Source organism: Actinomadura sp. 9N215, assembly GCF_044326345.1.
Classification (GTDB): domain Bacteria; phylum Actinomycetota; class Actinomycetes; order Streptosporangiales; family Streptosporangiaceae; genus Spirillospora.
In genome coordinates this window covers 90,920-115,549 of sequence record NZ_JBIRBA010000007.1, presented here as the reverse complement: position 1 = coordinate 115,549, position 24,630 = coordinate 90,920, and the positions used below count along the sequence as shown (strand labels likewise).

Genomic DNA, 24,630 nt, shown 5'->3' with positions numbered 1-24,630 from the left:
CCGGTCGCCGCGCGCGGGCGGGAGCGGAGCCGGGGCGGAGCCGATGCGGGGCGGGGGTGGAGCGGAGCCGGGGGGTGGCGGGGCTAGGCCGGGGTGAACTCCACGCGGTGCGTCTTCGCCTCGGGGTGGGCGGCGGCGAGGAGGCGCAGGCCCTCCTCCTCCAGCGCCGTCCGGTCCGGCCGCGGGACGGGGACGAACGGGTCCAAGCGCAGCACCGCCTCACCGCGCTTCTTCTCGATCTTCCACATGCCGTGGACGAAGCCGTCCACGAGGAACGTCGCCCGGATGATGCCGTTGATCGTGAAGATCCGCCTGCGGTGCTCCTCAGTGACGATGCGGGCCCGGTCGGCATGGGAGAGCAGCAGGTTGTCGAAGTCGGGGACGAACCGTACCGGCGCCGGGGAGTCCGGATCAGGACGCGGCGCGCCGGGCAGGTCGTAGAGCGTCCGGCCGTTCTCGTCCTGGAACGCGACCAGCCCCGGCGTGAGCCGCTCGACGACCTCGCCCAGCCGGGTCAGCCCCGACCACTGCTGGACGTCCTGCACGCTCGCCGGGCCGAACGCGCGCAGGTAGCGCAGCACCAGATCGTCCAGGGACAGGTCGGGCGGGGCGTCGTCGTCCAGCCATGTGTCGAGCGTCGTGTGCCTGGCCATGCCCGACGCGCCCCAGATCCCGCGCGGCGGAACCTGGACGAGCGGCAGCCGCAGCCGGACGGCCCAGCCGAGCAGCGCGGTGTCGCCGTCGGGCCACCGTTCGGCCAGCAGGGTGCGCAGCTCCTTGTCGGTGCGCGGCTCGTCCGCGAGCAGCCGCCGCGCCTCGGCGACGACCGCGTCGAGGTCGACGCCGTCGAGGTCCGCGGCCCTGCTCTTCAGATGGTTGTCCCTGATCGGCTGGGTGAGCGGCCGGAGCGCGCGGGCGTCGCGGGCGCTGACCAGGTGGAGCGTCCCGCGCATGAGGACGATCCGGAGCGCGCGGCGGGCGGTCATCAGCTCGCCGACGTCGCCGAAGTCGAAGTCCGCGAGGCGGCTCCACAGCCCGATGTACGGCGGGTTCGGCGCCTGCGACTGCATGCCGACGAGATGCTCGATCGCGTCCAGCGGAGCCATCGCGTGCCGTTCCAGGAGCAACTGCCGCGCCAGCAGCGCCCGGTTCAGCGCCCGGCGTCCGAGCACCGGGGTGTCATCCGTCATAGCGCCCCCGAAGCTCCTGCCACGTGGGAGGAGGGCCCGGGAGCTCCTCCTCGCCGGTCAGGTGCAGGGCGTCGAGCATGAGCGCCAGGTAGCGGTGCTGGAGCCGGTTCATGCGGTCATCGTCGCCGATCCGGATGGCGTGCAGGTACTCCAGCATCACCGAGATGTCCCCGACCTCGATCTCGGGGCGCAGCGCCCCCGCCTCCTGGGTGCGCTCCAGCAGTCGCTTCGTCGCGAGATGGATCTCCTGTCCCTTGCGGCTCATCTCCTCGGTGACCTCGAAGCTGCCCGCGAGGCGCATGGTGAGCGAGCCGGCGCCGATGTCCAGGCAACGGCGCATGAACCCGGCGAACGCGTCCCAGGGGTCGCCGTCCTGGTCGAGCGCGGTCTCGACCTCGGCGAGGTAGCGGTCCATCCCGTCGTCGGCGAGCTTCTGGAGCAGGTCCTCCTTGCTCTTGTAGCGGCGGTACAGCGCGCTGATCCCCACCCCGGCGTGTTCGGCGACCGCCGAGATCGGCGCGCCCGGGTCGGCGGTGAACACCGCCCGCGCCGCCTCTCTGATCAGCTCGTCGTTGCGTGCCGCCTGCGCTTTGCGCCCGCTCATGGGCGCCGGTGCCGTGGTCTCCATGCCCCCATGTTAAGGGAACGAACAATTCCGTTCTATGGTCGGTTCGTTCGTGTCTCCGCGGCGGCGGTCGCGAACGCTGTGATGACGGGGTGCGGGCGGGTGCCGTCGCCCGCCAGCTCCGGCTGGAAGAGGGTGGCGAAGAAGAACGGGTGGCCGGGCAGCTCGGCGATACGCACCTGGCCCTCGTCGTCGTGGCCCGTGAAGCGCAGGCCGTTCGCCCGGAGCAGGTCTAGGTGGCCGGGGCTCGGACCGAACGCGCAGTTGAACCGCTCGATGCTGCGCGTGGCGCCCATGACCCGCTCGGCGAACGACCCCGCGGTCACGTTCACCTCGGCCTCGTGCCCGGCGAGCGAGCACGCCAGCGGCGTGATCACCGCGTCGCCGCCGAGCCGGACGCGGTCGTTTCGGTCGTGGTCGTCGTGGTCGTCGGCGGGTCCGTCGTACTCCGCGTGGCGGGCCTCTTTCAGGCCGCAGACGTTGCGCGCGAACTCCAGGATCATGTGCTGGAAGCCGCCACACGTCCCGAGGATCGGGATGCCGCTCTCCCTGGCCGACCGGATGGCCGCCACCGCGCCGGCCTCGCTCCGGTACGGGCTGCCGGGCAGCAGCCATACGCCGTCGAAACCGGCCATCCCGTCCTCGGCCTCGTCGGTCGGGATCCAGTACGCCTCGACGAGCAGCCCGTGCCGTTCCCGGACGGCCTCCAGCAGCCGCGGTATCCGGACGTGCGACTGGACGCTCGGTGACCGGTCTCCGACCAGTGCGATGCGCGCGGTGAAGGTCATGCCTCCGATACTGGCCCGGACCCTGCTTAAGCACCAACGATGATTGTCGAGAGTACATAAGGAAGCCTTATCCCATGGATCCGCATCTGCTGCGCACGTTCGTCGCCGTCGTCCGGACGGGGTCGTTCTCGTCCGCCGCGCGGGAGCTCGGCTACACGCAGGCCGCCGTCTCGCAGCAGATCGCGTCGCTGGAGAACGATCTCAAGGTCACCCTGCTGCGCCGCCGCCCGGTCGCGACGACGGAGGCCGGGGCCCGGCTCCTCGAACACGCCGGGCCGATCCTGCTGCGGATCCAGGCGGCGCGGTCGGAGCTCGTCCGGCTGGGCTCGGCGGCGCGGTCGCGGTTGCGGGTCGGGGCGTCGCCGCTGGCCGCCGTCCACATCGCGGGGCCGCTGGCCGAGGCGCGCCGCAGCCATCCCCGGCTGGACGTCGCCGTCCAGGTCCTGCCGCGCGCCGGGATCGCCGCCGCCGTCGCGACGGGCGAACTCGACATCGGCCTCGTCGACGGCGCCGCCGCGCCCAGCGACCCGCTCCGGCTGGACGACGCCGTCCCGATCACGGCGGTCGCGGTGGACGAGCGTCCGCTGGTCGTGCCGCTTCCCGTGTCGCATCCGCTGGCGGCCCGTCCCGGCCTCGACCTGGACGGCCTCGTCGACGCCCTCTGGCTGGACGCCCCGGACGCGGCCGTCCCGCTGCCGTCGCTCCGGCACGTGACGGGTGCGCGGGACGGGTTCCGGCCGTCCTTCGCCTGCGAGGGCGGCGACCCGGCGCTGCTCATCGACCTCGTCAGCGCCGGGCACGGCCTCGCGGCGCTCCCCGCCGGGCTCGCGGCCGGGCATCCCGGGCTGGTGGAGGTGCCCGTCCGCGCGCCGCGGATCGTCCATCGCACCGAGCTCCTCCACCCGCGCACCATCGGGCCCGCGAGCGCGTCGTTCGTCGCCGCGGTCGCGCGCTAGGCGGTCATGGCGGTCCTGACCTCGGTCAGGGTGCGGTCCGCGATGGCGTTGGCGCGCTCGTCGCCCTCGGCGAGGACGCCGCGCAGGTACGCCCGGTCGGCGGCGAGCTCGGCGCGGCGGGCGCGGATCGGGCGGAGGAACTCGTTGACGGAGTCGGTCACGACCTTCTTGAGCGCGGCTGCGCCGCCGTCGCCGATCTCGGCGGCGACGGCGTGCGGGTCGCGGCCCTGGCAGAGCGCCGCGATCTGCACCAGGTTGGAGACCTGAGGACGCGTTCCGGGCTCGTAGGTGATGCGCCGCTCGTCGTCGGTCACCGCGCGCCTGATCAGCCGGGCGGTCTCGTCCGGTCCGGCGGACAGGGCGACGGCGTTGCCGCGGCTCTTGCTCATCTTCTGGCCGTCGGTGCCGAGGAGGCTCGGCGCGGCGGACAGCAGCGCGTCCGGCACGGGGAACACGGGCGCGTAGCGCTCGTTGAAGCGGCGCGCGATCGTCCGGGTGATCTCCTGGTGCGGGAGCTGGTCCTTGCCGACCGGGACGAGGTTCGCCTTGCAGAACAGGATGTCGGCGGCCTGGTGGACGGGATAGGTGAACATCAGCCCGCTGACCGACGCCTGCCGCGACGCCGCGATCTCGTCCTTCACGGTGGGGTTGCGGTTCAGCTCGGCGATCGAGACCAGCGACAGGAACGGCAGCATGAGCTGGTTCAGCGCGGGGACGGCGCTGTGCCGGAAGATCGTCGCCGTGGACGGGTCGATCCCGGCCGCGAGATAGTCGGCGATCAGTCCCTCGACGTGCTCGTCCAGACGGTCGGCGACGTCGCGGTCGGTCAGGACCTGGTAGTCGGCGACCAGCACGAACAGCTCCACGCCCGCGCGCTGGAGCCGCACCCGGCTCGCGAGGGTGCCGAAGTAGTGGCCGAGATGCAGCGGCCCGGTGGGGCGGTCGCCGGTCAGGATCCGGAACGCGCCGGGCTCGGCGGCGATGCGTTCCTCAAGCTCACGGCTCCGGCGTTCGGCGGCGCGCAAGCCGTCGGCGGTGGCGTCTGCGGCGGCGGCAGCGGTAGCGGCGGCCGTGGCGGTGGCGGTGGCGGTGGCGGTGGCGGTGGTTTCCGCGGTTTGCATGGGTCTCTCCTCGATGGGTCCGGCCGTTCCGCCGGACCGCCCGAGTCACCGAGGATGAGAAAGGGCCGTCCGGTGGACGGCCCGATGGCGTGCGTGGGGGTCGGCCGTCCTAGGACGGCCACCAGCCCTGACACACGGTGCGGTACATGGCCCCAAGAATAGCGGACCAGATGCGGGTGCTCGTAGATAATCTAGAACGAAACCATTGGGTAGGCTGGCCGTATGACGTCGATGGCCCCCGCCCGCACCAGCCCTGACCTGTCGTTCCTGCTCGACCGCACCAGCTTCGTGCTGCGCAGCCGCATGACGGCGGCGCTCGCCGAGATCGGGCTGACGCCGCGGATGCACTGCGTCCTCGTGCACGCGCTGGAGGAGGAGCGCACCCAGATCCAGCTGGCCGAGATCGGCGACATGGACAAGACGACCATGGTCGTCACCGTGGACGCCCTGGAGAAGGCAGGGCTCGCGGAGCGGCGCCCGTCGTCCAGGGACCGGCGGGCCCGGGTCATCGCGGTCACCGAGGAGGGCGCCCGGGTCGCGGCGCGCAGCCAGGAGATCGTGGACGGCGTCCACGAGGCGGCCCTCGGCTCCCTCCCGCGCGAAGATCGGGAGGTCCTGCTGCGCGCACTGAACCACCTGGTCAGCGGGCATCTGGCAACTCCGTCCGAGAGCGCGCAGCCGGTGCGCAGGGCCCGCGAGCGCACAAAGTAGATCTGACAAGGATCGTCTGTAATAAAACTATCTGCTACGGTCTCTCTCATGACCGTGCCTACTCTGCTGCGATCCCGCTGGGCCGCGCTCGGCGTGCTGTCCGCCACGATGTTGATGACCATCCTGGACGGTTCGATCGTGACCGTCGCCATGCCCGCCATCCAGGACGACCTCGGCTTCTCGCCCGCCTCCCTCAGCTGGACGATGAACGCCTACCTCATCCCGCTCGGCGGCCTGCTCCTCCTCGCCGGACGTCTCGGCGACCTCATCGGCCGCCGGACGCTCTTCCTCACCGGGAACGCGCTGTTCACGGCGGCGTCCGTGCTCGCGGGCGCGGCGACGTCGTCCGGACTGCTGATCGCCGCGCGGTTCCTGCAGGGCGTCGGCAGCGCGCTCGCGTCCGCCGTCGTCCTCGGCATCATCGTCACGCTCTTCACCGACGCCCGCGAACGGGCGACGGCCATCGGCGTCTTCAGCTTCACCGGCGCCGCCGGAGCGTCCATCGGGTCGGTCCTCGGCGGGGTGCTCACCGACGCGCTGAGCTGGCACTGGATCTTCTTCATCAACCTGCCGATCGGCCTCGCCACGATCCTGCTCGCCCTCCCGGCCCTGCCGCGCGACCGCGGCCTCGGGCTCGCCGCCGGGGCCGACCTCGCGGGCGCGCTGCTCGTCACGTCCGGGCTGATGCTCGGGATCTACACGATCGTCAAGGTCGAGAGCCACGGCTGGCTCGCCGCGCACACGCTCGGGCTCGGCGCGGTGTCGCTCGCCCTCCTCGCCGGGTTCGCCGTCCGCCAGGCCGGTGCCGCGACCCCGCTGATGCCGCTGCGGATCCTGCGCTCCCGCAACGTGTCCGGCGCCTACGCCGTGCAGTTGCTGACCCTGTCGGCGATGTTCGCGTTCCAGGTCGTCGTCGCCCTCTACATGCAGCAGGTCCTCGGCTACGGCGCGCTCGACACGGGCCTGGCGATGCTCCCGGCGGCCGTGGCGATCGGCGCGGTGTCGCTGCTGGCGTCCGCGCGGCTGTCGAACCGCTTCGGGGAGCGCTTCGTGCTGATGGCAGGCCTCGCGCTCCTCATCGGCGCCATGGCGTGGCTCACGACCGTCCCGGTGGACGCCGACTACGTGACCGACCTGCTGCCCGTGTTCGTGCTGGTCGCCGGGGGCGGGCTCGTCCTGCCGTCGCTGACCGCGCTCGGCATGTCCAGCGCCCGGCCGGACGACGCGGGCGTCGCGTCCGGGCTGTTCACGACCGTCCAGCAGGTCGGGATGGCGCTCGGCGTCGCGGTGCTGACCACGCTCGCCGCGTCCCGCACCGAGACCCTCCGGGCGGACGGACGGGACGCCGCCGCCGCGCTCACCGGCGGCTACCACCTGGCCTTCCAGGTCTCCGCCGGGCTGCTGGTCGCCGCGCTCGCCGTCTCCGCCGTCGTCCTGCGCCGCCCGCCGAAGGCGCCGTCCGCGGACGCCGCCGCGGAACCGTCCGGTACGGAAGCGTCCGGTACGACCGTGAAGGCGTGAAACCGGTTTGTCCGCCGCTCCGGCCCGGCGTTACCTTGCCGAAGTGGATCTCTTCTCACGCTCTTGGACAGCGCTCCGCGCGGCGGTCGACGACCTCTCCGACGACGACATGGGACGGCCGTCCGGCTGCACCGGCTGGCTCGTCCGGGACCTGGTGTGCCACCTGATCATCGACGCCCAGGACGTCCTGATCACGCTGGTCACGCCCGCCGACGCCGACGCCGAACCGACCGCGGACGCGGTGACCTACTGGGACCTCGTCGAGCCCCCGACCGGCGACGACCCCCTCGACGCGCTCATCCCGCGGCTGGCCGCCGCGTACGGCGAGCCGAGGCTGCTGAAGTTCCACTTCGACGACGTGGGGTCCGCCGCCGGGCGCGCGGCGGAACTCGCCGACCGGGCCGCCCGCGTCAGCACCCAGGACAAGGTGCTGACGGCGGGCGACTACCTGTCCGCCTACGTCATGGAATGGACGCTGCACCACCTCGACCTGATCGCCCACCTCCGATCGGCCGCCGGGCCGCCCGCCGAGACCCTCGCGGCCGCCCGCGCGTCGCTGGAGAAGATCGCCGGGGTGTCGTTCCCGGCGTCGTTCTCCGACACGGACGCGCTCCTGGTCGGGACCGGCCGCCGCGCTCCGGCGGAAACGGAGAAGGCCGCCCTGGGCGACCTGGCCGACAAGCTCCCCTCCGTCCTCGGCTGACGGCGGCGCTGACCGCGCGCTGATGGCCGCGCGCCGAAGGCGGCGTTGAGGCGGACGCGGCCCGCGCTCGCCGCGTCAGTGGGGCAGGACGACGAGGAGCAGCGGAACTCCGGCGATCACCGGGACGGCGACCATGGCCGCGAAGCGGGACGTGCGCGGCAGCGTCTGCGGTTCGAGCAGCCGGTTCACCCGCGCCATCACCGGGATGTCGCCGTGCGACGCGACGCCGAGCGTCCCGGACGGAGCCGCGGCAGGGCGGGCGGCGGCGAACCGCAGCAGCGCGGTCGCCAGCTCGCGCGGCGGGCGGCCGTGCCTGGCCCGGTCGTCGGCGGCCATCTCGATCAGCAGCTCGACCGCGTCCAGGCAATGTCCGACCAGCCGGAACTGCGGGAACACCTGCCGCAGCGACGCGAACGGCAGCAGCACGAGATCGTGCCGCTCGCGCGCGTGGGCGCGCTCATGCGCGAGGACCGCGGCGAGCTCGCCGCGGTCGAGAAGCTCCATCGTCCCGGCGCTGACCACGACCTTCGATGACCGCACGCCCGGCACGCAGTACGCCGCCGCACCCGGATGGTCGAGGACGAGCGTGCCGGGAACGGCCGAGTCGGACCGCGACACCAGCGCGAGCAGCGCCCGGTGCCGCCGCCGCGCCCGTACGACCCGGACGACCGCGTACATCAGCATGACCAGCAGCACGCCGGTGAGGCTGACGGCGGCGAGCAGCGCCGCGACCTGCACGGCGTTCAGCCGCGCGGCCTGGTCGTCGTACAGGCCGGGCAGCCCGCCGAGGACGCCCTTCCCGTACGGCAGCAGGGCGAGCCCGAGCAGCGCCCCGATCGTGGCGACGCCCCAGCACAGCCCGAGGGCCTGCCAGAGCGCGATCCCGAGGCGCGGCGTGCGCCACGTCCACCGGGCCTGGGACAGCCAGTGCGCCCCGCCGACGGTCCCCAGTGAGATCAATGCGAGCAGGGCGGTGCCGGTCATGCCGGAGGTTCCTTGCTGGTGAGGCCGGCGAGGGCCTGCCGGATCACGTCGATCTCGTCCTCCGACACGGACTGGACGAAGTGGACGAGCGCCGCGTCGCGGTCGCCCGTCTCGTTCAGCGCGCCGAGCATCAGCTCGGTGACGTAGCCCTCCCGGCTCGCGACCGGACGGTACCGCCACGCGCGCCCGTCGCGCTCGCGCGCGAGGAAGCCCTTCTTGGCGAGCCTGTCGAGCACCGTCATGACGGTGGTGTGCGCGAGGTCGCGGGCGTTGGCGAGCGCACGGCTCACGTCACGGGCGGTCGCCGGGCCACGGCCGGCGTCCTCCCGCGCCCACAGGACCTCCATGACCGTGCGTTCAAGCTCTCCCAGACCTTTCACGCCAGCCAGATTATCCGACGTACCGGACACTGACCACGTCAGGTAGTACTACCACCGGTAGAGGGCGCGACGAGGCCCAGCTCGTAGGCGGTGATGACGAGCTGGACCCGGTCGCGCGCGTCCAGCTTGGCGAGCAGCCGCGCCACGTGCGCCTTCGCGGTCGCCACGCTGATGAACAGCTCCCCGGCGATCTCCTGGTTGGACATCCCCCGCCCGACCAGGGTGAGCACCTCCCGCTCCCGCTCCGTGACGCCGTCGGCCGGACGCGGCGGCTTCGTCCCGGCCCTCGGACGCGGCACTGGCCCGGCCGCGAACTCCTCGATCAGCCGCTTCGTCACGCTCGGCGCGATCAGCGCGTCCCCTCCGGCCACCACGCGGATCGCCGAGAGGATCTCCTCCAGCGCCATGTCCTTGACGAGGAACCCGCTCGCGCCCGCCCGGAGCGAGCCGTACACGTACTCGTCGTCGTCGAACGTGGTCAGCATCAGCACGCGGGCCGTGGTGATGCGGCGGGTGGCCTCGATGCCGTCCATGTCGGGCATGCGGATGTCCATGACGACCACGTCCGGCCGGACGTCCTCGACCAGCCGGACCGCCTCGGCGCCCGTCCCCGCCTCCCCGACGATCTCCAGATCGGGGGTGTCGGCGATCAGCACCCGGAGCCCGGCCCGGATCAGCGGCTGATCGTCCGCCAGCACGATGCGGACGCTCATGCCGCCGCCACCGGCGCCGCCGGTACGGCCGCCACCGGTGAGGGGATCCGCGCCGCCACCCGGAACCCGCCGCCCGGACGCGGCCCAGCCGCGAACTCGCCGCGCAGCAATCCGACCCGTTCCCGCATGCCGACGATGCCGTACCCGGTGCCGACCACCCCGCCGTGCCCGTCGTCGTCGACCTCGATGGACAGCTCTTCGTCCCCGTAGCCGATGGTCACCCGGCACTCGTCCGTGCCCGCGTGACGCACCACGTTCGTGACCGCCTCTTGGACGATCCGGTACGCCGACAGGTCGACGTCCGGCGGCAGCGCTCTCCGCTCGCCCTCCCAGCGGACGTCCACCCGCACGCCCGCGTCCTTCGCCGCGTCCGCCAGGCGGTCGAGATCGTCCAGGCGGGGGGACGGGCCGAGCGGCGCGGCGCCCGGGTCGTCCTTGCGGAGCGCGGTGAGCATCCTTCGCAGCCCCGAAAGCACGTCGCGGCTGGTGGCCTCGATGGCGTCCAGCGCGTTGCGGGCTTCGGCGGGCTGCGTGTCGATCACTCGTCCGCCCACCCCGGCCTGGATCGCGATGATGCCGATGCTGTGCGCGACCATGTCGTGCAGCTCGCGCGCGATCCGCAGCCGCTCGGCGGCCACGGCCTGCGCCGTCGCCTGGACGCGCAGCGTCTCGGCGTTCGCCCGCCGCACCCGGATCGAGTCGCCCACCAGCCACGTGACGGTCACCGCCAGGGTGATCGTCGTGAGCAGGATCGAGTCCGCGCTCAGGAACGCGACGGCGGCCAGGGCCTGGACGGCGAACGTCCCGGCGGCGACCGGAATCGAGACCCTGCGCGAACGGGTGGCCGCGATGTAGCCGACGCCGAGATCGGTGATGATCATCAGCAGCGCGGCGACGCCTTCGACGGGGAGCTGCAGAAGGGCCCAGGTCCAGGCCAGCAGCAGTATTCCCTGGGCCGGCAGCGGATGGCGCAGCAGCAGGGCGGCCACCAGCACCGTGAACACGGCCGACACGAGGATTTCCACGGCGACGAAGCCGCTCTGCCCCTTCATCACTGTGGCGATCAGGACGAAGGGATACAGGACGGCCGCGGACCAGAGCAGGACCTTCCACGCGACCTGGCGCACTCGGCGCACGCGGCTCAGCGTCTGGGCGGACATGCGCCGATCGTAACCGCGCCCGCCTCCGCGCACATTGGCCCGCGGGCCTAATCCCACGGGCTAACACGCCTTTCGCAAATGTGTTCGGCGGCCCGATGCCCTTCTTGCATGGCCACGGCCACCGTTATCCGCATGAAGCGATGGCTGACGTTGGTCCTGGCAATAGAGGTCCTGGGAATCGTGGTCTTCTCGCTTACCTACGACTCGCTGGACTTCCGTATCTATTGGTTCGGCGGCCACGCCGTAACGGACGGCCCGACCCTCTACGAGGAGCGACTGGCCGAGCACTGGTACACCAACACACCGTTCATGGCCGCGCTGTTCACGCCTTTGGCGATGCTCCCGCTCACCTTCGCCAGGGTCCTGTGGCAGCTCGCCTCACTCGCGGCGTTTACCTGGGCCTGCGCGACGACCCTGAAACTGAGCGGCCACGAGGCGCCCCTGAAGCTGAGCGGCCACGAGGCGCCCCTGAAAGTCGCGGTCGCCGGCGGCCTTCTCCTGGCGCCCGTCCACCATTCCTTCTTCCAGGGCCAGGTCAACCTGTTCCTGCTGGCGCTCATCGTCGCCGACATGCACCGCGTCGCGCAGGGCCGTCCGGCCGGAATCGGCATCGGCATCGCGACCGCCGTCAAGCTGACCCCGGCCATCTTCATCGTCCTCCTCCTGGTGACGAGACGAACCAAGGACGCTTTCACGGCCGCCGGAACATTCGCCGTCTGCACCCTCCTCGCATACGCCATCGCACCGGACGCGTCCCGCCTCTACTGGCTGCACACCTTCTACGACACGTCGCGCGTCGGCGTCCCGTACATCAGCAACCAGTCCCCGTACGGCATGCTCCACCGCGTCCTGAGAGGAACCGCCGAAGTAGGCGACTGGTACAACGCAATTCCCCTCACCATCGGTATTCTCGGGCTCACTCTCGCGGCCCTATGGGCGCGACGCGGCGACTGGCTGACCGCCACGGCCGTGACAGGCGTGACCGGCCTCCTCGTCTCTCCCATTTCCTGGGCGCACCACTGGGTGTGGATCGTCCCCGCCCTGGCAGTGCTAATCCGCAACAACAACCGACTCATCGCCGCCTGCGGTTACGTCCTCTTCGTCCTTGCCCCCATGTGGTGGACGCCCCACAATGGCCACCCGCTCCAATACGGCTTCCACCCATTCCTCACACCGGTCGCCAACTGCTACCTGCTGGCGGCCCTGTTCTTCCTGACCTACACAGCCATCCGCCTCCGCCGAGACCCGTCCCGGCCCGGGCTGAGTACACACTCGAAGGCCTCGGAGTGTGTATTGTGAGGGGCATGGCGAGAATCAACATCACGCTCCCGGACGAGCTCGCCGCCACGTTGCAGGGGCTCGCCGAGGAGAAGAAGATCGCCTCGGTGTCCGGTTTCCTCGCGGACGGGGCGCGGCTCAAGCTGGCGTTCCTGCGGGACGCCTCCACGATCGACGACCTGTTCGGGCCGCCGAGCCCCGACGAGCAGGCCATGGTCGACCGGCTCGTCGAAGGCGGCACGCCGAACCGCCGGGACGTCGCGTGATCACCGGTCACGTCTTCGACGCGACCGCACTCCTGGACCTCGCCACCGGCAAGACGATCTACGTCCGCGCCCGGCTGCGCGCCTCGATCGCCCAGCACGCCACGATCGTCATCCCCGCCACCGCGCTCGCCCGCGCCTGGCAGCTCGTCCCCGACCACGGGCGCGCCGTGCTGGAGCGCCTGCCCGGCATGCAGGTCGTGCACGTGGACGACCTGGACGACGTGATCGCCCAGCAGACCGGCCTGCTCGTCACCGCGAACCCGTCCCTCGGCATGGACGCCGCGCAGGCCGCCTGGTCGGCGCGCTGGCGGCGCTGGCCGCTGATCACCGCGGAGCCGGGGGTCTACGAGGACGTCCCCGGCGTCCGCGTCGAGCAGATCCCCTGATCGAGTCTGGAGCGGATTCCCTGATCGAGTCTGGAGCGGATCCCCCGACCGGGTCCGGGTCTCAGGCGTCGTTGATCTCTTCGGCGCGCTGGCCTGTGACCAGGTAGACGACGTTCTCCGCCACGTGCACGGCGTGGTCGGCGAACCGTTCGAAGTAGCGGCCCGCGAGGGAGATGTCCACGGCCGGCTCCACGCCGTGCTTCCACTTGGGGGAGAGCATCATGTCGAAGAGGCGGCGGTGGAGGCGGTCCATCTGGTCGTCGTCGGCGTCCAGTTCGAGGCCCATCTCGACGTCCTTGGACGCGATGACGCTGCCCGTCTTGGCGATCATGCGCTCGGCGATCTGGCCCATCTCCAGGACCGTGGCCTGCAGCTCCGGCGGCACGGCGGTCTCGGGGTGGCGGCGGCGGGCCGTCTTCGCGATGTGCACGGCGAGGTCGCCCATGCGTTCGAGGTCGCCGCTCATCCGCAGCGCGGTGATGAGGATGCGCAGGTCGCCCGCGACGGGCTGCTGGCGGGCCATCAGATCGAACACGGTCTCCTCGATCTCCGTGTCGACCTTGTTGACCTGCTCGTCACCGCTGATGACCTCCTCGGACAGCCGCAGGTCGGCGTCCAGGAGCGCCGTCACGGCGCGGGACATCGCGGAGCGGACGAGGCGGGTCATCTCCACCAGCCTGTCGGAGAGGGAGTCGAGCTCCTCGTGGTAGGCGTCGCGCAATTCGGGGTTCCTTCTATGCCAGGGCACCGGGTGAGGGCGGCAACTGGGTGCCAGAGCGGTGCATTTTGGGGCGAAACGGGCGGTGTTCTGGGGGTTCGGGCGGACTCGCCCACGCCACAGCTTGCCGTCCAGGCATGAACGCGTCCGGGAAAAGAGGTGAACTTTCGAGGAACGGGATCGCCATGACCAGGGCCTCTGGGTGGACCGGCGCCGGACGCCGCTTACGATCCGTGGTGTGGAGGTCGAGATTGTCGCGAGCCTGACCGGGCTTGCCGGGCTCGCGATCGGACTCGCGACTGGATTGGCGGTGCGGGTGAGCGAGCGTGCCCAGCAGGCTGCGGTACCGGCGGCGCCGGTGGGCGGTCTGCCGCCCGGCGTCGCGTCAGTGCTCAGCGTCCTGCGGTCGTCGGCCGTCGTCGTGGACGCCGAGGACCGCGTGCTGCGCGCCAGTTCCGCCGCGCGCGCGTTCGGCATCGTCAGCGGCGACCGCCTCGTCGTGGACGAGGTGCTCGCGATGGCCCGGCTCGTCCGCAGAGACGGGGAGATCCGCGAGACCGAGATCCAGGTCGGGCCGCAGAGCGTGCGGAGCCGGGCCGACGGGCGCTGGTTCGCGGTCCGGGTGGCCCCGCTCGGCTCGCACGGGCTCGTCCTCGTCCTCGCCGAGGACCTCACCGACATGCACCGCACCGAGGCGATCCGCCGCGACTTCGTCGCGAACGTCAGCCACGAGCTGAAGACGCCCGTGGGCGCGCTGTCGCTGCTGGCCGAGACCGTCGAGGTCGCCGCGGACGACCCCGAGGCCGTCCGGCGGTTCGCGGGACGGATGCAGTACGAGTCGGTGCGGCTGACCAACCTCGTCCAGGACCTCATGACCCTGTCGCGCGTCCAGGGGGACGAGCCGCTGCCCGCGCTGCGTCCCGTCATGCTCGACGACGTCACCGCGGAGGCGCTGGAACGCTGCCAGACCAAGGCGTCCGGCAGGGACATCGAGCTGACGTCCGGCGGCGAGAGCGGCCTCCAGGTGCGCGGCGACCAGGAGCTGCTGGTCACCGCGCTCCGCAACCTGGTCGACAACGCCGTCGCCTACAGCCCGGAGAACACCCGGGTCGTCGTGGCGACCCGGCGGCGCGACGACGGGCACGTCGAGGTCAACGTGACCGACCAGGGCATCGGCATACCGGACGGTGAGGTCGAACGGATCTTCGAGCGCTTCTACCGGGTCGACCCGGCCCGGTCCCGCCAGACCGGGGGCACCGGTCTCGGACTCGCGATCGTCAAGCACGTCACCAGCAAGCACGGCGGCGACGTGACCGTGTGGAGCAAGGAGGGCCACGGGTCGACGTTCACCCTCCGGCTGCCGCTGCTCGACACACCGTCTCGTACCGCCGGCGCGCACCTGGCCAGACTGGCCACCGAGAACGCGGACGCCAAGGCCAACGCCAAGACGAATGCGAACGCGGACGCGGGCGCGAAGAGAGACGCCGGCGCAGAAGAGACAGGCGCGGACGCGGGAAAAGTCGCGGACGCGGGGAAGAACACTAAGAACACCGCCCGGGAGGCAACACCGTGACCCGCGTGCTCGTCGTCGAAGACGAAGAGTCGTTCAGCGACGCACTTTCGTACAACCTGCGCAAGGAGGGCTTCGAGGTGGCCGTCGCCGCCACCGGCCCCGACGCGCTGGACATTTTCGAGCGCAACGGTGCCGACCTCGTGCTCCTCGACCTGATGCTTCCCGGACTCCCCGGCACCGAGGTGTGCAGGGAGCTGCGGGCCAAGTCGAGCGTCCCCGTCATCATGCTGACGGCCAAGGACAGCGAGGTCGACAAGGTCGTCGGGCTGGAGCTCGGCGCCGACGACTACGTCACCAAGCCGTTCTCCACCCGCGAGCTGATCGCGCGGATGCGGGCCGTCCTGCGCCGCCAGGGTGAGGTCGAGGAGCTGGCCCCCGCGACGCTGGAGGCGGGACCGGTCCGGATGGACGTGGAACGGCATGTCGTCAGCGTCGGCGGCGATCCCGTCCAGCTTCCGCTCAAGGAGTTCGAGCTGCTGGAGGTGCTGCTGCGCAACGCGGGCCGCGTCCTGACCCGGATGCAGCTGATCGACCGCGTGTGGGGCGCCGACTACGTCGGGGACACCAAGACGCTGGACGTCCACATCAAGCGCCTCCGCGCCAAGATCGAAGAGGTGCCGTCCTCGCCGCGGTACATCGTCACCGTCCGCGGCCTCGGCTACAAGTTCGAGCCCTGATGACATGGGAAACGGCCCGTCCCAGCCGGGACGGGCCGTTTCTCGTGCGTGGGCAGGACCGGGCTCAGTGGCCGGAGCCTCCAGGGGATTGGCCTCCGCCAGGCGACTGGGGCGCACCCGACTGCTCCGCGCCGGGCTGGCCCGCGCCGGGCTGGGGTGAGCCGTGCCCAGGCGAGCCGGGCTGCGTCGTCGTGCCCGTCGCGCCCGGCTGGGGCGCGCCGCCCGGGTTCGGCGATCCGGTCGCCGGGCCGACCGGGCTGGCCAGCGGGTAGCTGCTGTACTCGCCCTGCTGCGGCACGAGCGGCACCTGGAACTCGACGGCGCCGGCCTTCTCGAACTTCATCCACACGGTCACCCGGGAGCCGGCGAGCAGCTCCTGCTTGAGGCCCGTCAGCACCACGAGCGCCTGCTCACCGGTCGGGGTGGTAGGAGCGCCCGTCGCCTGCGCCCCGCCCGTGTTCCCGGACGTCGGACCGGTGGACGTTCCCGGGGTCGTGCCCGCACCCGTGGGCTCGGGCGTCGCGCCCGCACCCGTGCCCGTGCCCGTGCCCGTGGGCTCGGGGACGGGGGTCGCGCCGGTGGGTTCCGGGGTCGCGCCCGCGCCGCCCGGCTCAGGCGTCGCGCCGCCCGGCTGCCCGCCCGGCTGCCCGGACGGACGCGTCCCCGGCTTCTTGGTCTTGGTGTCGGCGGGAGGCGCGGGGTTCGGCTTCGCGGACGCCTTCCCGAGCAGCTTGACCGGGGTGCCCGTCCCGTCCGGCGCGGCGCCGGGCAGCACCAGGCCGCGGCCGCCGTCGACCTCGCCGGGGCCGAAGACCGGGGAGCCGACCGAGATCAGCCGGTCCTGCCCGCCCTTGACCTGGTTGATCATCACGCCGTAGAGCGCCAGCGACGACCCCGGGGGGATCGGCTCGCCGGGCCGCGGGCCCAGCAGGAACACGTTGCGCAGCGCGATCTGCGCGTCCGCCGGCCTGTCCTTCGGGACCGAGACGTTGACGCCGTCGGTCAGCTGCGTGGGGGCGGCGGACTGAGGGTCCTCGCCGGCGCCGCAGCCGGAGATCACCGGCGCGATGGCGACGGCGCCCGCGACGGCGAGCGCGACCATTCGACGGCTGTTTCGGATCACGGCGTCGGTCTCCTCGCGAAATGGCATGGACGTTGTGAGAACGGCGTCGCAGACGCCAGTGGGAAGCGTAGCGATACCTGACCGGAACCCCCGCCCCGGGGTACCTGACACGGGATACCTGACAGCCGTTCGCCCATCCGGAGCCGCGGGCCCCGATTCGGAGCCCGCGAGCGCCGATTCGTCAGCCGTGGGCGCCGATTCGTCAGCCTGTCTTCAGCGCCTTGACCTTTCCGGTGAGCTCCGGCCCGGCCCTCGGCGCCCGGACGATCTCGTTGACGACGCCGTCCGGCTGCACGAACACGGCGGTGAGGCTGGTGGCGGTCGGCCCCGGCGTGCCGGGCGGCGGCGAATAGGACGCGGCGAGCACGCCCCCGCGGTCTTCGAGGAGCTGCGGCGTCCCGTTGTGGGCGGTGCCCGCGCACGCCTTCAGTTCCTTCAGCGACGTGCCCTTCTTGCCGCCGATCGGCCGGGGGTCGGCGACCAGGTAGAAATTCAGCACATTCTCCTGCGTCCTGCCCGCGAGTTCCGCCACCACGCTTTCGCATTCGTACGCGGGCGGGACGATGCCGATGACGCCCGGGCGCAGATCGCGGAGCCGAACGGACGCGCGCTCGCCGGTCACCAGGTCGACGTCGCCCGCGGGCAGCAGCCCGCCGATCTTGCCCGGGCTCGCGGACGGGCGGGGCGCGAGCTGGGCGCCCGTCGGGCGCGGTGCGGGCCGGGGCCCGAACGCGGTCATCAGGACGCCGCTGAGCAGCGCGACCAGCAGCGCGCCCGCGATGATCGGGATCGCGACGCCGAACCGGGTCAGCGGACGGCCGACGCGGCGGAACCGGTCCCTGCGCCGGCGGCGGCGCTCCTCGCGGCGGTAGGCGACGACGTCGCGCTCAAGCTCGCGGGCGTCGTCGGGCACGACGACGTCAACGCGGGGGAGCCCGTAGTCGTCGGGCTCCGAGCCGTCGCCGTCCGGCCTCACGCCGCACCTCCGTCCTGGCTCGCCGGGGCGCTCCACGGGTCCGTCCGGCGGGGCCGCGCGCGCCGCCCGGGCCGCCGCCCAATTCGGACCCTTCCGGGCGCTTCGTACCCGGACCGCCCGGCATGTTCACCTCCAGTATGGAACGCATCTCGGCGGCCGGCAGGCGCGATGCTTGTAACCGGGACCCCCTTACCGGTAATGGCGGCGAGGTGGGATCCAGGTGGTCTCTCCACTACGCTGAGTACGGGGAACTGGACGGCGATGCACCATTAAAGGCCTTTGTCAATACCCCAATATGCAGCTTGACCTGGGCATTTGTCTGGAAGGTCGGTTCAGCCACCCTCGTTTCCGTGGTACCCTGGTTCTAGCGGAAGGGGTACTTGTCACATGACTTTCCAGGTCGGCGACACCGTCGTCTACCCCCACCATGGGGCTGCTCGGATCGAGGCCATCGAGACTCGCACCATCAAAGGTGAGGAAAAGACCTATCTGGTCTTGAAGGTCGACAAGGGCGACCTGACAGTGCAGGTCCCGGTCGAGAACGTCGAGGACGTGGGTGTCCGCGACGTCGTCGGCCAGGAGGGTCTGGAGAAGGTGTTCGAGGTGCTGCGCGCGCCCTACACCGAAGAACCCACCAACTGGTCCCGCCGGTACAAGGCGAACCTCGAGAAGCTCGCCTCCGGCGATGTGAACAAGGTCGCCGAGGTCGTCCGCGACCTGTGGCGGCGCGACAAGGAGCGCGGCCTGTCGGCCGGCGAGAAGCGCATGCTCGCCAAGGCGCGGCAGATCCTGGTCAGTGAGCTCGCGCTCGCGGAGAAGACCAACGAGGACAAGGCAGAGGCCCTGCTGGACGAGGTCCTGGCCAGCTGACGGCCGGCCGAGTTGAGCGCACGGTTTCCACGGGTGGGCGTCGGTACCGACGTCCACCCGTTCTCGTCCGAACCGCGGCCGCTGTGGGTCGCCGGGCTCGAATGGCCCGGTGAGGGCCACGGCCTGGCCGGCCACTCCGACGGCGACGTCGCCGCGCACGCCGCCTGCGACGCCCTCCTGTCGGCCTGCGGCCTCGGCGATCTCGGCGCCGTCTTCGGCACCGTCGACCCCCGCTGGTCCGGCGCCTCCGGCACCGTCCTCCTGCGAGAGGTGGCGCGCCGCGTCGACGCGGCCGGCTTCACCGTCGGCAACGTCGCCATCCAGATCATCGGCAACCGTCCCAAGATCGGCAAACGCCGCGCCGAAGCGGAGAAGACCTTGACCGAGTCCCTCGGCGGCGCCCCGGTCACCATCTCCGCCACCACCACGGACGGCCTGGGCCTCACCGGCCGCGGCGAAGGACTCGCCGCCATCGCCACCGCCCTCGTCCTCCCACCCACCTGACCACCGGCCGCCACCCCCACCACGCCGTGCCGACCAGGCGGCGCACTTCCTTGCTGCGTGGCCGTGCACACCTCGCTGTTGTGCGGCCGTGCACACCTCGCTGCTGGGCAAGGGCGCGCGCCTTGCTGTTGTGCGGGCGGACGCAGCATGCCGTTGTACGGGCGCTGTGAGCGTAGTGGTGTGCTGATCAGTCGATTGTGTGTCGTGGGCAGGATGGGCCGATATTGAAGGCCATCGAGGATCTACCAATTGCCTACCACTCTACGTATTTGTATCACTACTCATCGTATAAGTTCGGGAAGTGTACGGACCTTGGCATTTCGGAAGGAGTCGACTGTCATGCGCTTTCCGCCACGTCCCATCGCCTCGTTCGGGGTTCTGGCCGTCGCCGCAGCGGTGGCCACGGGGTTGATGCTTGGTCCCACCGCCTACGCCGCCGCCCACGGCGTCCGCGCGTCCGTCTGACCCGCGTCCGTCTGACCGCGTCCGTTCGTTTCGCCGCGTCCCGGTGGTCTGCCTTGTGCGGAGTGCCGGGGCGTTGGTCGTCGGGCGGCTCCGTGGGCTAGGGGCGGGTCGGGAGGTCGTAGTAGCGGCGGGCGCTGGAGCCGATGCGGTTGAGGTCGGTGCCGTAGATGTGCAGGGACACGGCGACGCTGTCGCTGATGTTGCGGACGCGGTGGATGTCGCCGGGCGGGGCGAAGCCGCTGATCTCGCCGGCCGGGGCGCGGTTGCTGCCGGCCTCGACCAGGGTGGTGCCATCTTCGGAGAGCGTGTAGAGGTCTTCGTACTCCACGCCGGTCAGGACGCCGAACACGCACCAGGTCACGTGGTCGTGGACGCGGGTCTGCGCGCCGGGCTGCCAGACGATCGCCACCATCGAGAACGAGCCGTCCGGCTCCACGTGCAGGCGGTGGCTGGCGAAGGTGCCGTGTTCGCCGGTGAGCTGGTCCGGGGTGAGCAGTTCGGCCGGTGGGAGGTGCTCGCGCAGCGCGTCCGCCACGTGGGACGCGGTGCCGCGCCAGTCGGCGGGACGGGCGACGGCGGCGCGGACCGCGGTGACCAGTTCGTCCAGGTCCGTGGTGGGGGGCGCGGTTAGGGTGTTCATGGTGTCCTCCTCGTGTGTCCGGGGCGTGCCCTCGTGTTCCGGGGTGTGTCTCCAGCGTCCGGCCTGAGGGGCGCCGCGGTCATCCGTGGCGCCCGCAGAGCGTCACGGACGCCGGCACGGAGAGATGCCGGCGCGAAAGGGGACGAGGGGTGGCGGAGCGGATATCCGAGCGGGAGGCCGAGGTGCTCGCCGCGCTCGGCTCGCGGCTGTCCAACGCGCAGATCGCGAACCGGCTGCACGTGTCCGTCCGCACGGTGGAGAGCCACGTGTCGTCGCTGCTGCGCAAGTACGGCGTGTCCGACCGGTGGGCGCTGGCGGAGCTGGCCCGCTCCGACGCGCCGGAACCGGGCCGCGTGGCCGGGCTGCCCGCGTCCGGGACGACGTTCGTCGGCCGCGACGCCGAACGCGCCGAAGTGCTGGCGGCGATGGAGGACGCCCGGCTCGTGACGCTGCTGGGCCCGGGCGGCGTGGGCAAGACCCGGCTGGCCGCGGTGGTCGCGGCGGACGCGGGCGCGCTGTTCCCGTCCGGCGGGGCGTTCGTCGACCTGGTGCCGGTGCGCGACGGGTTCGTGGCGAGGGCGGCCGCGACCGCGCTCGGGGTGACCGAGGGGTCGCACCAGCCGCTGGCGGACGCCGTCGCGGCACGGCTGGGCGCCGGACGATCGCTGCTCCTGCTGGACAACTGCGAGCATGTTGTTAACGCCGCTGGTGAGATCGTTGATCATTGCTCTGACGTGCGGTTTACCCTTCACGGCACCCCATGACTTTGCATCGAAATCAGGGCGGGCCATGATGGAATCATGCACGGTCACGTGTCCTCGACGTTCGCGCCGCTGTCACAGCGCGTAGTTCGCGCCGCCGCTCGTCCGGCTGCGCTGCAACGTCCTGGCCGACGCGCTATCGACGACACTCGACGCGCCCTCGACGTCGACGCGCCGGCGCGTCAAGCGCGACCGGACAGCGACACGCGACGCGCCCTCGACGTGGACCAGGTCGCGTCCGTCGAGAGGTACCGGGACGCGTCCCAGACCATGCCCGGACGCGCCGTCGAGGTCGACCAGCGACCGGACGTCGACGGCGACCGGACAGTGTCTCTCGACGTCCCTGGACGCGTCGGCGACGTCGGCTCGCCCGTCCGTCGAGTCGACATGTTCTCGTCCGTCCGGCCGTCGAGAGCCGGACGGCAGGTCGACAGGCCGTAACAAACACAAAGAGCCCCCCTTTAGGGAGGCTCTTGTGCGTATTCAGTTATAGGGGGCGGTCACCCCGGACGTTATCGGGGGCTTACAGGTCGTGCCGCCCGCGCTTCACGTCCAACAGTACGGCCGCCCACGCGGTCCGGTCCACCGTCAGCTTAGGGCCGTCCGGGTCCATTGAGTCCCGCACAGCGATTGACCGTTCAAGGTCTGCGAGTTCGACACAGTTACCGCCATTGGCGGAGCTGTACGACGATTTACGCCACTTCTTTACGTCCATAGTTCGTGTGCCAGCCTTGTTATGAAGTCGATTGAGTCTTGTGCGCGTAGCGCATCCGATCGGAAGATGTTGAACATACGTCGAAGCCGTGCGACTTCTTGTCCGTCCTCGATGACGTCGCCGCTAATGGCGTTGTCGACGTACGCGACTTCGCCACCGTCGAAGTTTGCAATCACGAAAGGTCCGGTGAATCCGGCGCAGACTTCGGAATCGGCAGGAATAATCTGAACGATAATGTTTTCACGTCTCGCCATTTCCGCGAGGTGAAGAAGCTGCTCATGCATCACCTTCTTTCCGCCCATGTTGTTGCGTAGCGCGGCTTCCGCGATAAGGGCGACGAGGGTTGGCGGGTCCTCCTCCTCGTCGAGGATCTTTTGCCGCTCTAGGCGTGTGGCTGTTTCTTCTTCTGGGTCGGCGTTGTGGTGCGATGCGTGCAGAACCGCGGTTGCGTACTCCTCGGTCTGCAACAGGCCAGGGATTACGAAGCATTCGAACGACCATAGCTCCGTGGCTTGCTCCTCGACCTTTTGCCACTTCCCGAACCATTCGAGTGGTACCGCGTCGTTAATAAGGTCCTCTCGGATTCTGCACAGAATTCCCGGATCCTTCCCATCGCCGAACCCTAGGAGTCTTTCCACGGTCCGGAGGGTGTCCGGTTTCGGTAGGCGGGTTCCGTTTTCCCATGATTTGACGAGAGATTCGGACACCGGGACCTCTTTGGCCAAATCGTCCCGGGTCATCCCTTTAGCCTCTCGGGCCTGCTGTATCTCTCTACCAAGGAACTTGCGGGGGGACCGGTTGTTCCGCGTGATCATGGGGTCACAAGCTCCGCACAACTAGGGGGGTGGGTTTTGTGCCGGGGATGTGTCTGTGCTCCGGCTACCAATCGTATGCCGTTCGCGTCACGGTGAGTACCCCAGGACCCACAGGATCCCGCAGGTGAGGACGCCCAGACACAGGGCGGCCCCGCCCCGGTGACGTCAACACCGGATGCGGGACCTTGATCGGAAATGAGGTTCCGACCCGTGCGCAACCTACCCGACTCCCCGTCGAGTAACAGCGTTCAACTGCACAGAGTGCCCGAGGACACAACCGCCCTGCAGGTCCAGGCCCAGACGCGCGGCCGCTGGGTGTGCTGGTACGGGCACGCGACCGAGCACTACTGGGGCACGCCGCGCCCGCCGTACCCGCGGTTCGGAGGAGTCGTCGAGGCGGAGACGCCCGAGGAACTCTTCAAGCGCATGGGGGAGATCCACGTCAAGTACGCCCCGGGACGGCGGCCGTGAACCTCAAACCCCGAACGATCAGCCCCGGTACCGCGAACGTCCTGGGCGTCGAGACGTTCCAGCGCGACGTCTCGGAGGTCACCCGTGCCCGCCACTGGATCGCCGGCGAGGTCCTGCCCGGACTTGACCCGAAGGGCCAGGCCCGCGACGCGCTACAGATCTGCACGTCCGAATGCGCGACGAACGCTGTGCGGCATGGCGACGCCGGTTCTGAATTCGGAGTGATAGTCGTTCGCTGTCCCTCCAGTGCGGCGCGACCGTCCGCTATTCGCGTCGAGATCATCGACGGCGGCAACTCCCAAAAGGGCGCGCCCCGCATGCTCCCCGATAATCCGAACGGATTCGCCCAGAAGGGGCGTGGGCTGCGAATCGTCGCCGAATACGCGACAGCGTGGGGATACGGGAAAGACCCTGACGGATCCGGACACGTTGTGTGGTTCGAAATCCCCGACGAGCAACCGGACGCGCCGTGACACGTTCCGTCTCGCCCATCCTTACGGCTGCGTTGCCTGATCTCGCCGGCGAGATACACGGCGAGATCCTCGACGCTGCGCCGCCGGACGCCCGCGCACTGGTCGACCTGTTGCACGGTCGGTTCCGGGCGCCGCGCACTGACCGATGTCTAGCGGTCTGTCTCGGGCTGTCCCTCGACGCGCTTACGCCGCTCATGGACACCTACGGCGCGGCGCTGGAAATCGGGGACGTGATGAAGTTGCGCGCGATAAACCAGCTCGAACTGGTCGACGACCTCACCCCCCGCGACGTGCACGAGATCGAATTTCTTTTGGAGGCTCACGGGTTTCTGCCTCCGCAACGTCCCGCCCCTACTCGTTAGAAAGCCCCCCGCTCAATGGATGACGGCCGCCGAACGTTCCTAGCGCTCCGAGACACGCTCGAAATTATGGGCGTGAAAACCGCAGACAGTGAAGGCGATTACGAATACTTCACCGCCTATACGGAGACCAACAAATGGGGAAACCCCGGTAACGGTGTGTTCGTGCACGCTCGCGACGACAAGCCGGTTTTCCGCTGGGGTGCGTTTAATCGGCATCCCCTGGATGACGTTTCCGGCGCCGCGCAGCGTATCCGCGATTTCATCGAGGCGCAGTCCATCCTCAACCGGTTCGACGATCCGCCGGCGGAGGTATGACACATGGCCGACGACCTATCCCACCTTGAGAGCCTCACGACGGAACTAGACCGTCTCGACGTGTCGCACGAAGCGCTACGGGTGCCGTCATCGATCCCGGGCGAGGACGACCGCGACGCGTTGCGGGTCTTCGTGCGGCGATGCCCCATTGCCCGGACACCGCTTAGGGGCGTCATGGCGGTGGTGAAAGACGACTGCTTTTGGTGGGGCTACAGGGCATTCCATCCGGTCGACGACCCGCACGGTGCGGCACTGGCAATTCAGACCGACATCACCGTTCAGGAAAACCGGACCTTCCCAATTATGGGGCGATAGCAGTCGGCTACGCCCGAAGAAAAGAAGGGAGAACGATTGGACGGAATCCTGATGTGCACGTGTTCGCCGGGGGGT

Annotated in this window: 33 protein-coding genes; 19 read left to right on the top strand and 14 right to left on the bottom strand. The window is 70.5% G+C overall.

What is annotated here, in order from left to right; translation table 11 throughout:
• Window positions 1-83: 83 nt before the first annotated feature.
• Genes ACH34T_RS14295 through ACH34T_RS14285 form a run of 3 tightly spaced genes read right to left on the bottom strand, consistent with a single transcriptional unit; the run spans window position 84 to window position 2,603 of the window.
• Window positions 84-1,190, bottom strand: coding sequence for a winged helix DNA-binding domain-containing protein (locus tag ACH34T_RS14295; protein ID WP_395992566.1), 1,107 nt, complete (start codon window positions 1,188-1,190; stop codon window positions 84-86).
• The gene (locus ACH34T_RS14290; RefSeq protein WP_395992565.1) at window positions 1,180-1,818 is read right to left on the bottom strand and encodes a TetR/AcrR family transcriptional regulator; all 639 of its coding nucleotides are present in this window, start codon (window positions 1,816-1,818) and stop codon (window positions 1,180-1,182) included. Before ACH34T_RS14290 ends, ACH34T_RS14295 begins: the two co-directional genes overlap by 11 nt.
• A 32-nt stretch (window positions 1,819-1,850) precedes the next feature.
• Window positions 1,851-2,603: a hypothetical protein gene (locus ACH34T_RS14285; RefSeq protein WP_395992564.1), complete on the bottom strand. Its 753-nt coding sequence runs from the start codon at window positions 2,601-2,603 to the stop codon at window positions 1,851-1,853.
• A gap of 74 nt (window positions 2,604-2,677) precedes the next feature.
• On the opposite strand from ACH34T_RS14285, the gene ACH34T_RS14280 reads away from it, so the two are divergent.
• Entirely contained in the window at window positions 2,678-3,559 is an 882-nt protein-coding gene (locus ACH34T_RS14280) for a LysR family transcriptional regulator (RefSeq protein WP_395992563.1), read from the top strand.
• Here ACH34T_RS14280 and trpS read toward each other — a convergent pair.
• Window positions 3,556-4,680 (bottom strand): tryptophan--tRNA ligase, encoded by a 1,125-nt coding sequence (trpS, locus tag ACH34T_RS14275; protein WP_395992562.1) that lies wholly within the window; start codon window positions 4,678-4,680, stop codon window positions 3,556-3,558. The genes ACH34T_RS14280 and trpS overlap by 4 nt on opposite strands.
• 222 nt (window positions 4,681-4,902) lie before the next feature.
• Here trpS and ACH34T_RS14270 point away from each other — a divergent pair, with 222 nt between their 5' ends.
• Genes ACH34T_RS14270 through ACH34T_RS14260 form a run of 3 tightly spaced genes read left to right on the top strand, consistent with a single transcriptional unit; the run spans window position 4,903 to window position 7,615 of the window.
• The gene (locus ACH34T_RS14270; RefSeq protein ID WP_395992561.1) at window positions 4,903-5,391 is read left to right on the top strand and encodes a MarR family winged helix-turn-helix transcriptional regulator; all 489 of its coding nucleotides are present in this window, start codon (window positions 4,903-4,905) and stop codon (window positions 5,389-5,391) included.
• A gap of 48 nt (window positions 5,392-5,439) precedes the next feature.
• Window positions 5,440-6,912: an MFS transporter gene (locus tag ACH34T_RS14265; protein WP_395992560.1), complete on the top strand. Its 1,473-nt coding sequence runs from the start codon at window positions 5,440-5,442 to the stop codon at window positions 6,910-6,912.
• A gap of 43 nt (window positions 6,913-6,955) precedes the next feature.
• A complete protein-coding gene (locus ACH34T_RS14260; protein WP_395992559.1) occupies window positions 6,956-7,615 on the top strand; it encodes a maleylpyruvate isomerase N-terminal domain-containing protein in 660 nt (219 codons plus the stop codon).
• A 75-nt stretch (window positions 7,616-7,690) separates the two neighbouring features.
• Here ACH34T_RS14260 and ACH34T_RS14255 read toward each other — a convergent pair whose 3' ends face one another.
• From ACH34T_RS14255 to ACH34T_RS14240, 4 genes are read right to left on the bottom strand one after another with little or no spacing between them, the layout of a single operon-like run.
• Complete coding sequence (locus tag ACH34T_RS14255; protein ID WP_395992558.1) at window positions 7,691-8,599, bottom strand: M56 family metallopeptidase; 909 nt, start codon at window positions 8,597-8,599, stop codon at window positions 7,691-7,693.
• The gene (locus ACH34T_RS14250; protein ID WP_395992557.1) at window positions 8,596-8,979 is read right to left on the bottom strand and encodes a BlaI/MecI/CopY family transcriptional regulator; all 384 of its coding nucleotides are present in this window, start codon (window positions 8,977-8,979) and stop codon (window positions 8,596-8,598) included. The genes ACH34T_RS14255 and ACH34T_RS14250 overlap by 4 nt, the downstream gene beginning before the upstream one ends.
• Window positions 8,980-9,017: 38 nt before the next feature.
• The gene (locus ACH34T_RS14245) at window positions 9,018-9,692 is read right to left on the bottom strand and encodes a response regulator (RefSeq protein ID WP_395992556.1); all 675 of its coding nucleotides are present in this window, start codon (window positions 9,690-9,692) and stop codon (window positions 9,018-9,020) included.
• Complete coding sequence (locus ACH34T_RS14240) at window positions 9,689-10,852, bottom strand: sensor histidine kinase (RefSeq protein ID WP_395992555.1); 1,164 nt, start codon at window positions 10,850-10,852, stop codon at window positions 9,689-9,691. Before ACH34T_RS14240 ends, ACH34T_RS14245 begins: the two co-directional genes overlap by 4 nt.
• A 132-nt stretch (window positions 10,853-10,984) precedes the next feature.
• Here ACH34T_RS14240 and ACH34T_RS14235 point away from each other — a divergent pair, with 132 nt between their 5' ends.
• From ACH34T_RS14235 to ACH34T_RS14225, 3 genes are read left to right on the top strand one after another with little or no spacing between them, the layout of a single operon-like run.
• Window positions 10,985-12,151, top strand: coding sequence for a glycosyltransferase 87 family protein (locus ACH34T_RS14235; RefSeq protein ID WP_395992554.1), 1,167 nt, complete (start codon window positions 10,985-10,987; stop codon window positions 12,149-12,151).
• 5 nt (window positions 12,152-12,156) lie between these two features.
• Window positions 12,157-12,396 carry a ribbon-helix-helix domain-containing protein gene (locus ACH34T_RS14230; protein WP_131966931.1) on the top strand — a complete coding sequence of 80 codons (240 nt, stop codon included), beginning with the start codon at window positions 12,157-12,159 and terminating at the stop codon, window positions 12,394-12,396.
• A complete protein-coding gene (locus ACH34T_RS14225; protein WP_131966930.1) occupies window positions 12,393-12,782 on the top strand; it encodes a hypothetical protein in 390 nt (129 codons plus the stop codon). The genes ACH34T_RS14230 and ACH34T_RS14225 overlap by 4 nt, the downstream gene beginning before the upstream one ends.
• Window positions 12,783-12,843: 61 nt before the next feature.
• Here the strand turns inward: ACH34T_RS14225 and phoU are convergent, their stop codons facing one another.
• Window positions 12,844-13,503 carry a phosphate signaling complex protein PhoU gene (phoU, locus tag ACH34T_RS14220; protein ID WP_395992553.1) on the bottom strand — a complete coding sequence of 220 codons (660 nt, stop codon included), beginning with the start codon at window positions 13,501-13,503 and terminating at the stop codon, window positions 12,844-12,846.
• A gap of 235 nt (window positions 13,504-13,738) precedes the next feature.
• Here phoU and ACH34T_RS14215 point away from each other — a divergent pair, with 235 nt between their 5' ends.
• Together ACH34T_RS14215 and ACH34T_RS14210 are read left to right on the top strand one after the other, a co-directional pair.
• A complete protein-coding gene (locus tag ACH34T_RS14215) occupies window positions 13,739-15,073 on the top strand; it encodes a sensor histidine kinase (protein ID WP_395992552.1) in 1,335 nt (444 codons plus the stop codon).
• Entirely contained in the window at window positions 15,070-15,750 is a 681-nt protein-coding gene (locus ACH34T_RS14210) for a response regulator transcription factor (protein ID WP_132180688.1), read from the top strand. The genes ACH34T_RS14215 and ACH34T_RS14210 overlap by 4 nt, the downstream gene beginning before the upstream one ends.
• A gap of 64 nt (window positions 15,751-15,814) precedes the next feature.
• Here ACH34T_RS14210 and ACH34T_RS14205 read toward each other — a convergent pair whose 3' ends face one another.
• Together ACH34T_RS14205 and ACH34T_RS14200 are read right to left on the bottom strand one after the other, a co-directional pair.
• Window positions 15,815-16,873 (bottom strand): hypothetical protein, encoded by a 1,059-nt coding sequence (locus ACH34T_RS14205; RefSeq protein WP_395992551.1) that lies wholly within the window; start codon window positions 16,871-16,873, stop codon window positions 15,815-15,817.
• A 202-nt stretch (window positions 16,874-17,075) separates the two neighbouring features.
• Window positions 17,076-17,849 carry a hypothetical protein gene (locus tag ACH34T_RS14200; protein WP_395992550.1) on the bottom strand — a complete coding sequence of 258 codons (774 nt, stop codon included), beginning with the start codon at window positions 17,847-17,849 and terminating at the stop codon, window positions 17,076-17,078.
• 387 nt (window positions 17,850-18,236) lie between these two features.
• Here ACH34T_RS14200 and ACH34T_RS14195 point away from each other — a divergent pair, with 387 nt between their 5' ends.
• From ACH34T_RS14195 to ACH34T_RS14185, 3 genes are all read left to right on the top strand, one after another.
• Entirely contained in the window at window positions 18,237-18,719 is a 483-nt protein-coding gene (locus tag ACH34T_RS14195; protein ID WP_067459337.1) for a CarD family transcriptional regulator, read from the top strand.
• Between the two features lie 33 nt (window positions 18,720-18,752).
• The gene (gene ispF, locus ACH34T_RS14190; protein ID WP_395992549.1) at window positions 18,753-19,223 is read left to right on the top strand and encodes a 2-C-methyl-D-erythritol 2,4-cyclodiphosphate synthase; all 471 of its coding nucleotides are present in this window, start codon (window positions 18,753-18,755) and stop codon (window positions 19,221-19,223) included.
• Between the two features lie 339 nt (window positions 19,224-19,562).
• Window positions 19,563-19,688, top strand: a complete 126-nt coding sequence (locus tag ACH34T_RS14185) for a hypothetical protein (protein ID WP_395992548.1) — start codon at window positions 19,563-19,565, stop codon at window positions 19,686-19,688.
• 97 nt (window positions 19,689-19,785) lie between these two features.
• Here ACH34T_RS14185 and ACH34T_RS14180 read toward each other — a convergent pair whose 3' ends face one another.
• A complete protein-coding gene (locus tag ACH34T_RS14180) occupies window positions 19,786-20,328 on the bottom strand; it encodes a cysteine dioxygenase (RefSeq protein ID WP_395992547.1) in 543 nt (180 codons plus the stop codon).
• A 149-nt stretch (window positions 20,329-20,477) separates the two neighbouring features.
• Here ACH34T_RS14180 and ACH34T_RS14175 point away from each other — a divergent pair, with 149 nt between their 5' ends.
• Together ACH34T_RS14175 and ACH34T_RS14170 are read left to right on the top strand one after the other, a co-directional pair.
• On the top strand, window positions 20,478-21,092 hold the full coding sequence (locus ACH34T_RS14175) for a LuxR C-terminal-related transcriptional regulator (protein ID WP_395992546.1): 615 nt from the start codon (window positions 20,478-20,480) through the stop codon (window positions 21,090-21,092).
• Window positions 21,093-21,128: 36 nt separating this feature from the next.
• Window positions 21,129-21,530, top strand: coding sequence for a hypothetical protein (locus ACH34T_RS14170; protein ID WP_395992545.1), 402 nt, complete (start codon window positions 21,129-21,131; stop codon window positions 21,528-21,530).
• A gap of 82 nt (window positions 21,531-21,612) precedes the next feature.
• Here ACH34T_RS14170 and ACH34T_RS14165 read toward each other — a convergent pair whose 3' ends face one another.
• Window positions 21,613-21,804, bottom strand: a complete 192-nt coding sequence (locus ACH34T_RS14165) for a DUF397 domain-containing protein (protein WP_395992544.1) — start codon at window positions 21,802-21,804, stop codon at window positions 21,613-21,615.
• Window positions 21,795-22,619, bottom strand: coding sequence for a Scr1 family TA system antitoxin-like transcriptional regulator (locus tag ACH34T_RS14160; protein ID WP_395992543.1), 825 nt, complete (start codon window positions 22,617-22,619; stop codon window positions 21,795-21,797). The genes ACH34T_RS14165 and ACH34T_RS14160 overlap by 10 nt, the downstream gene beginning before the upstream one ends.
• A 261-nt stretch (window positions 22,620-22,880) precedes the next feature.
• Here ACH34T_RS14160 and ACH34T_RS14155 point away from each other — a divergent pair, with 261 nt between their 5' ends.
• The 5 genes from ACH34T_RS14155 (at window position 22,881) to ACH34T_RS14135 (ending at window position 24,555) form a co-directional block, all read left to right on the top strand.
• A complete protein-coding gene (locus ACH34T_RS14155; protein WP_395992542.1) occupies window positions 22,881-23,090 on the top strand; it encodes a hypothetical protein in 210 nt (69 codons plus the stop codon).
• Window positions 23,087-23,563, top strand: a complete 477-nt coding sequence (locus ACH34T_RS14150; protein ID WP_395992541.1) for an ATP-binding protein — start codon at window positions 23,087-23,089, stop codon at window positions 23,561-23,563. Before ACH34T_RS14155 ends, ACH34T_RS14150 begins: the two co-directional genes overlap by 4 nt.
• A gap of 32 nt (window positions 23,564-23,595) precedes the next feature.
• Window positions 23,596-23,925: a hypothetical protein gene (locus tag ACH34T_RS14145; RefSeq protein ID WP_395992540.1), complete on the top strand. Its 330-nt coding sequence runs from the start codon at window positions 23,596-23,598 to the stop codon at window positions 23,923-23,925.
• 66 nt (window positions 23,926-23,991) lie between these two features.
• Window positions 23,992-24,240, top strand: coding sequence for a hypothetical protein (locus ACH34T_RS14140; protein WP_395992539.1), 249 nt, complete (start codon window positions 23,992-23,994; stop codon window positions 24,238-24,240).
• Window positions 24,241-24,243: 3 nt separating this feature from the next.
• Complete coding sequence (locus ACH34T_RS14135; RefSeq protein ID WP_395992538.1) at window positions 24,244-24,555, top strand: hypothetical protein; 312 nt, start codon at window positions 24,244-24,246, stop codon at window positions 24,553-24,555.
• Window positions 24,556-24,630: the final 75 nt, after the last annotated feature.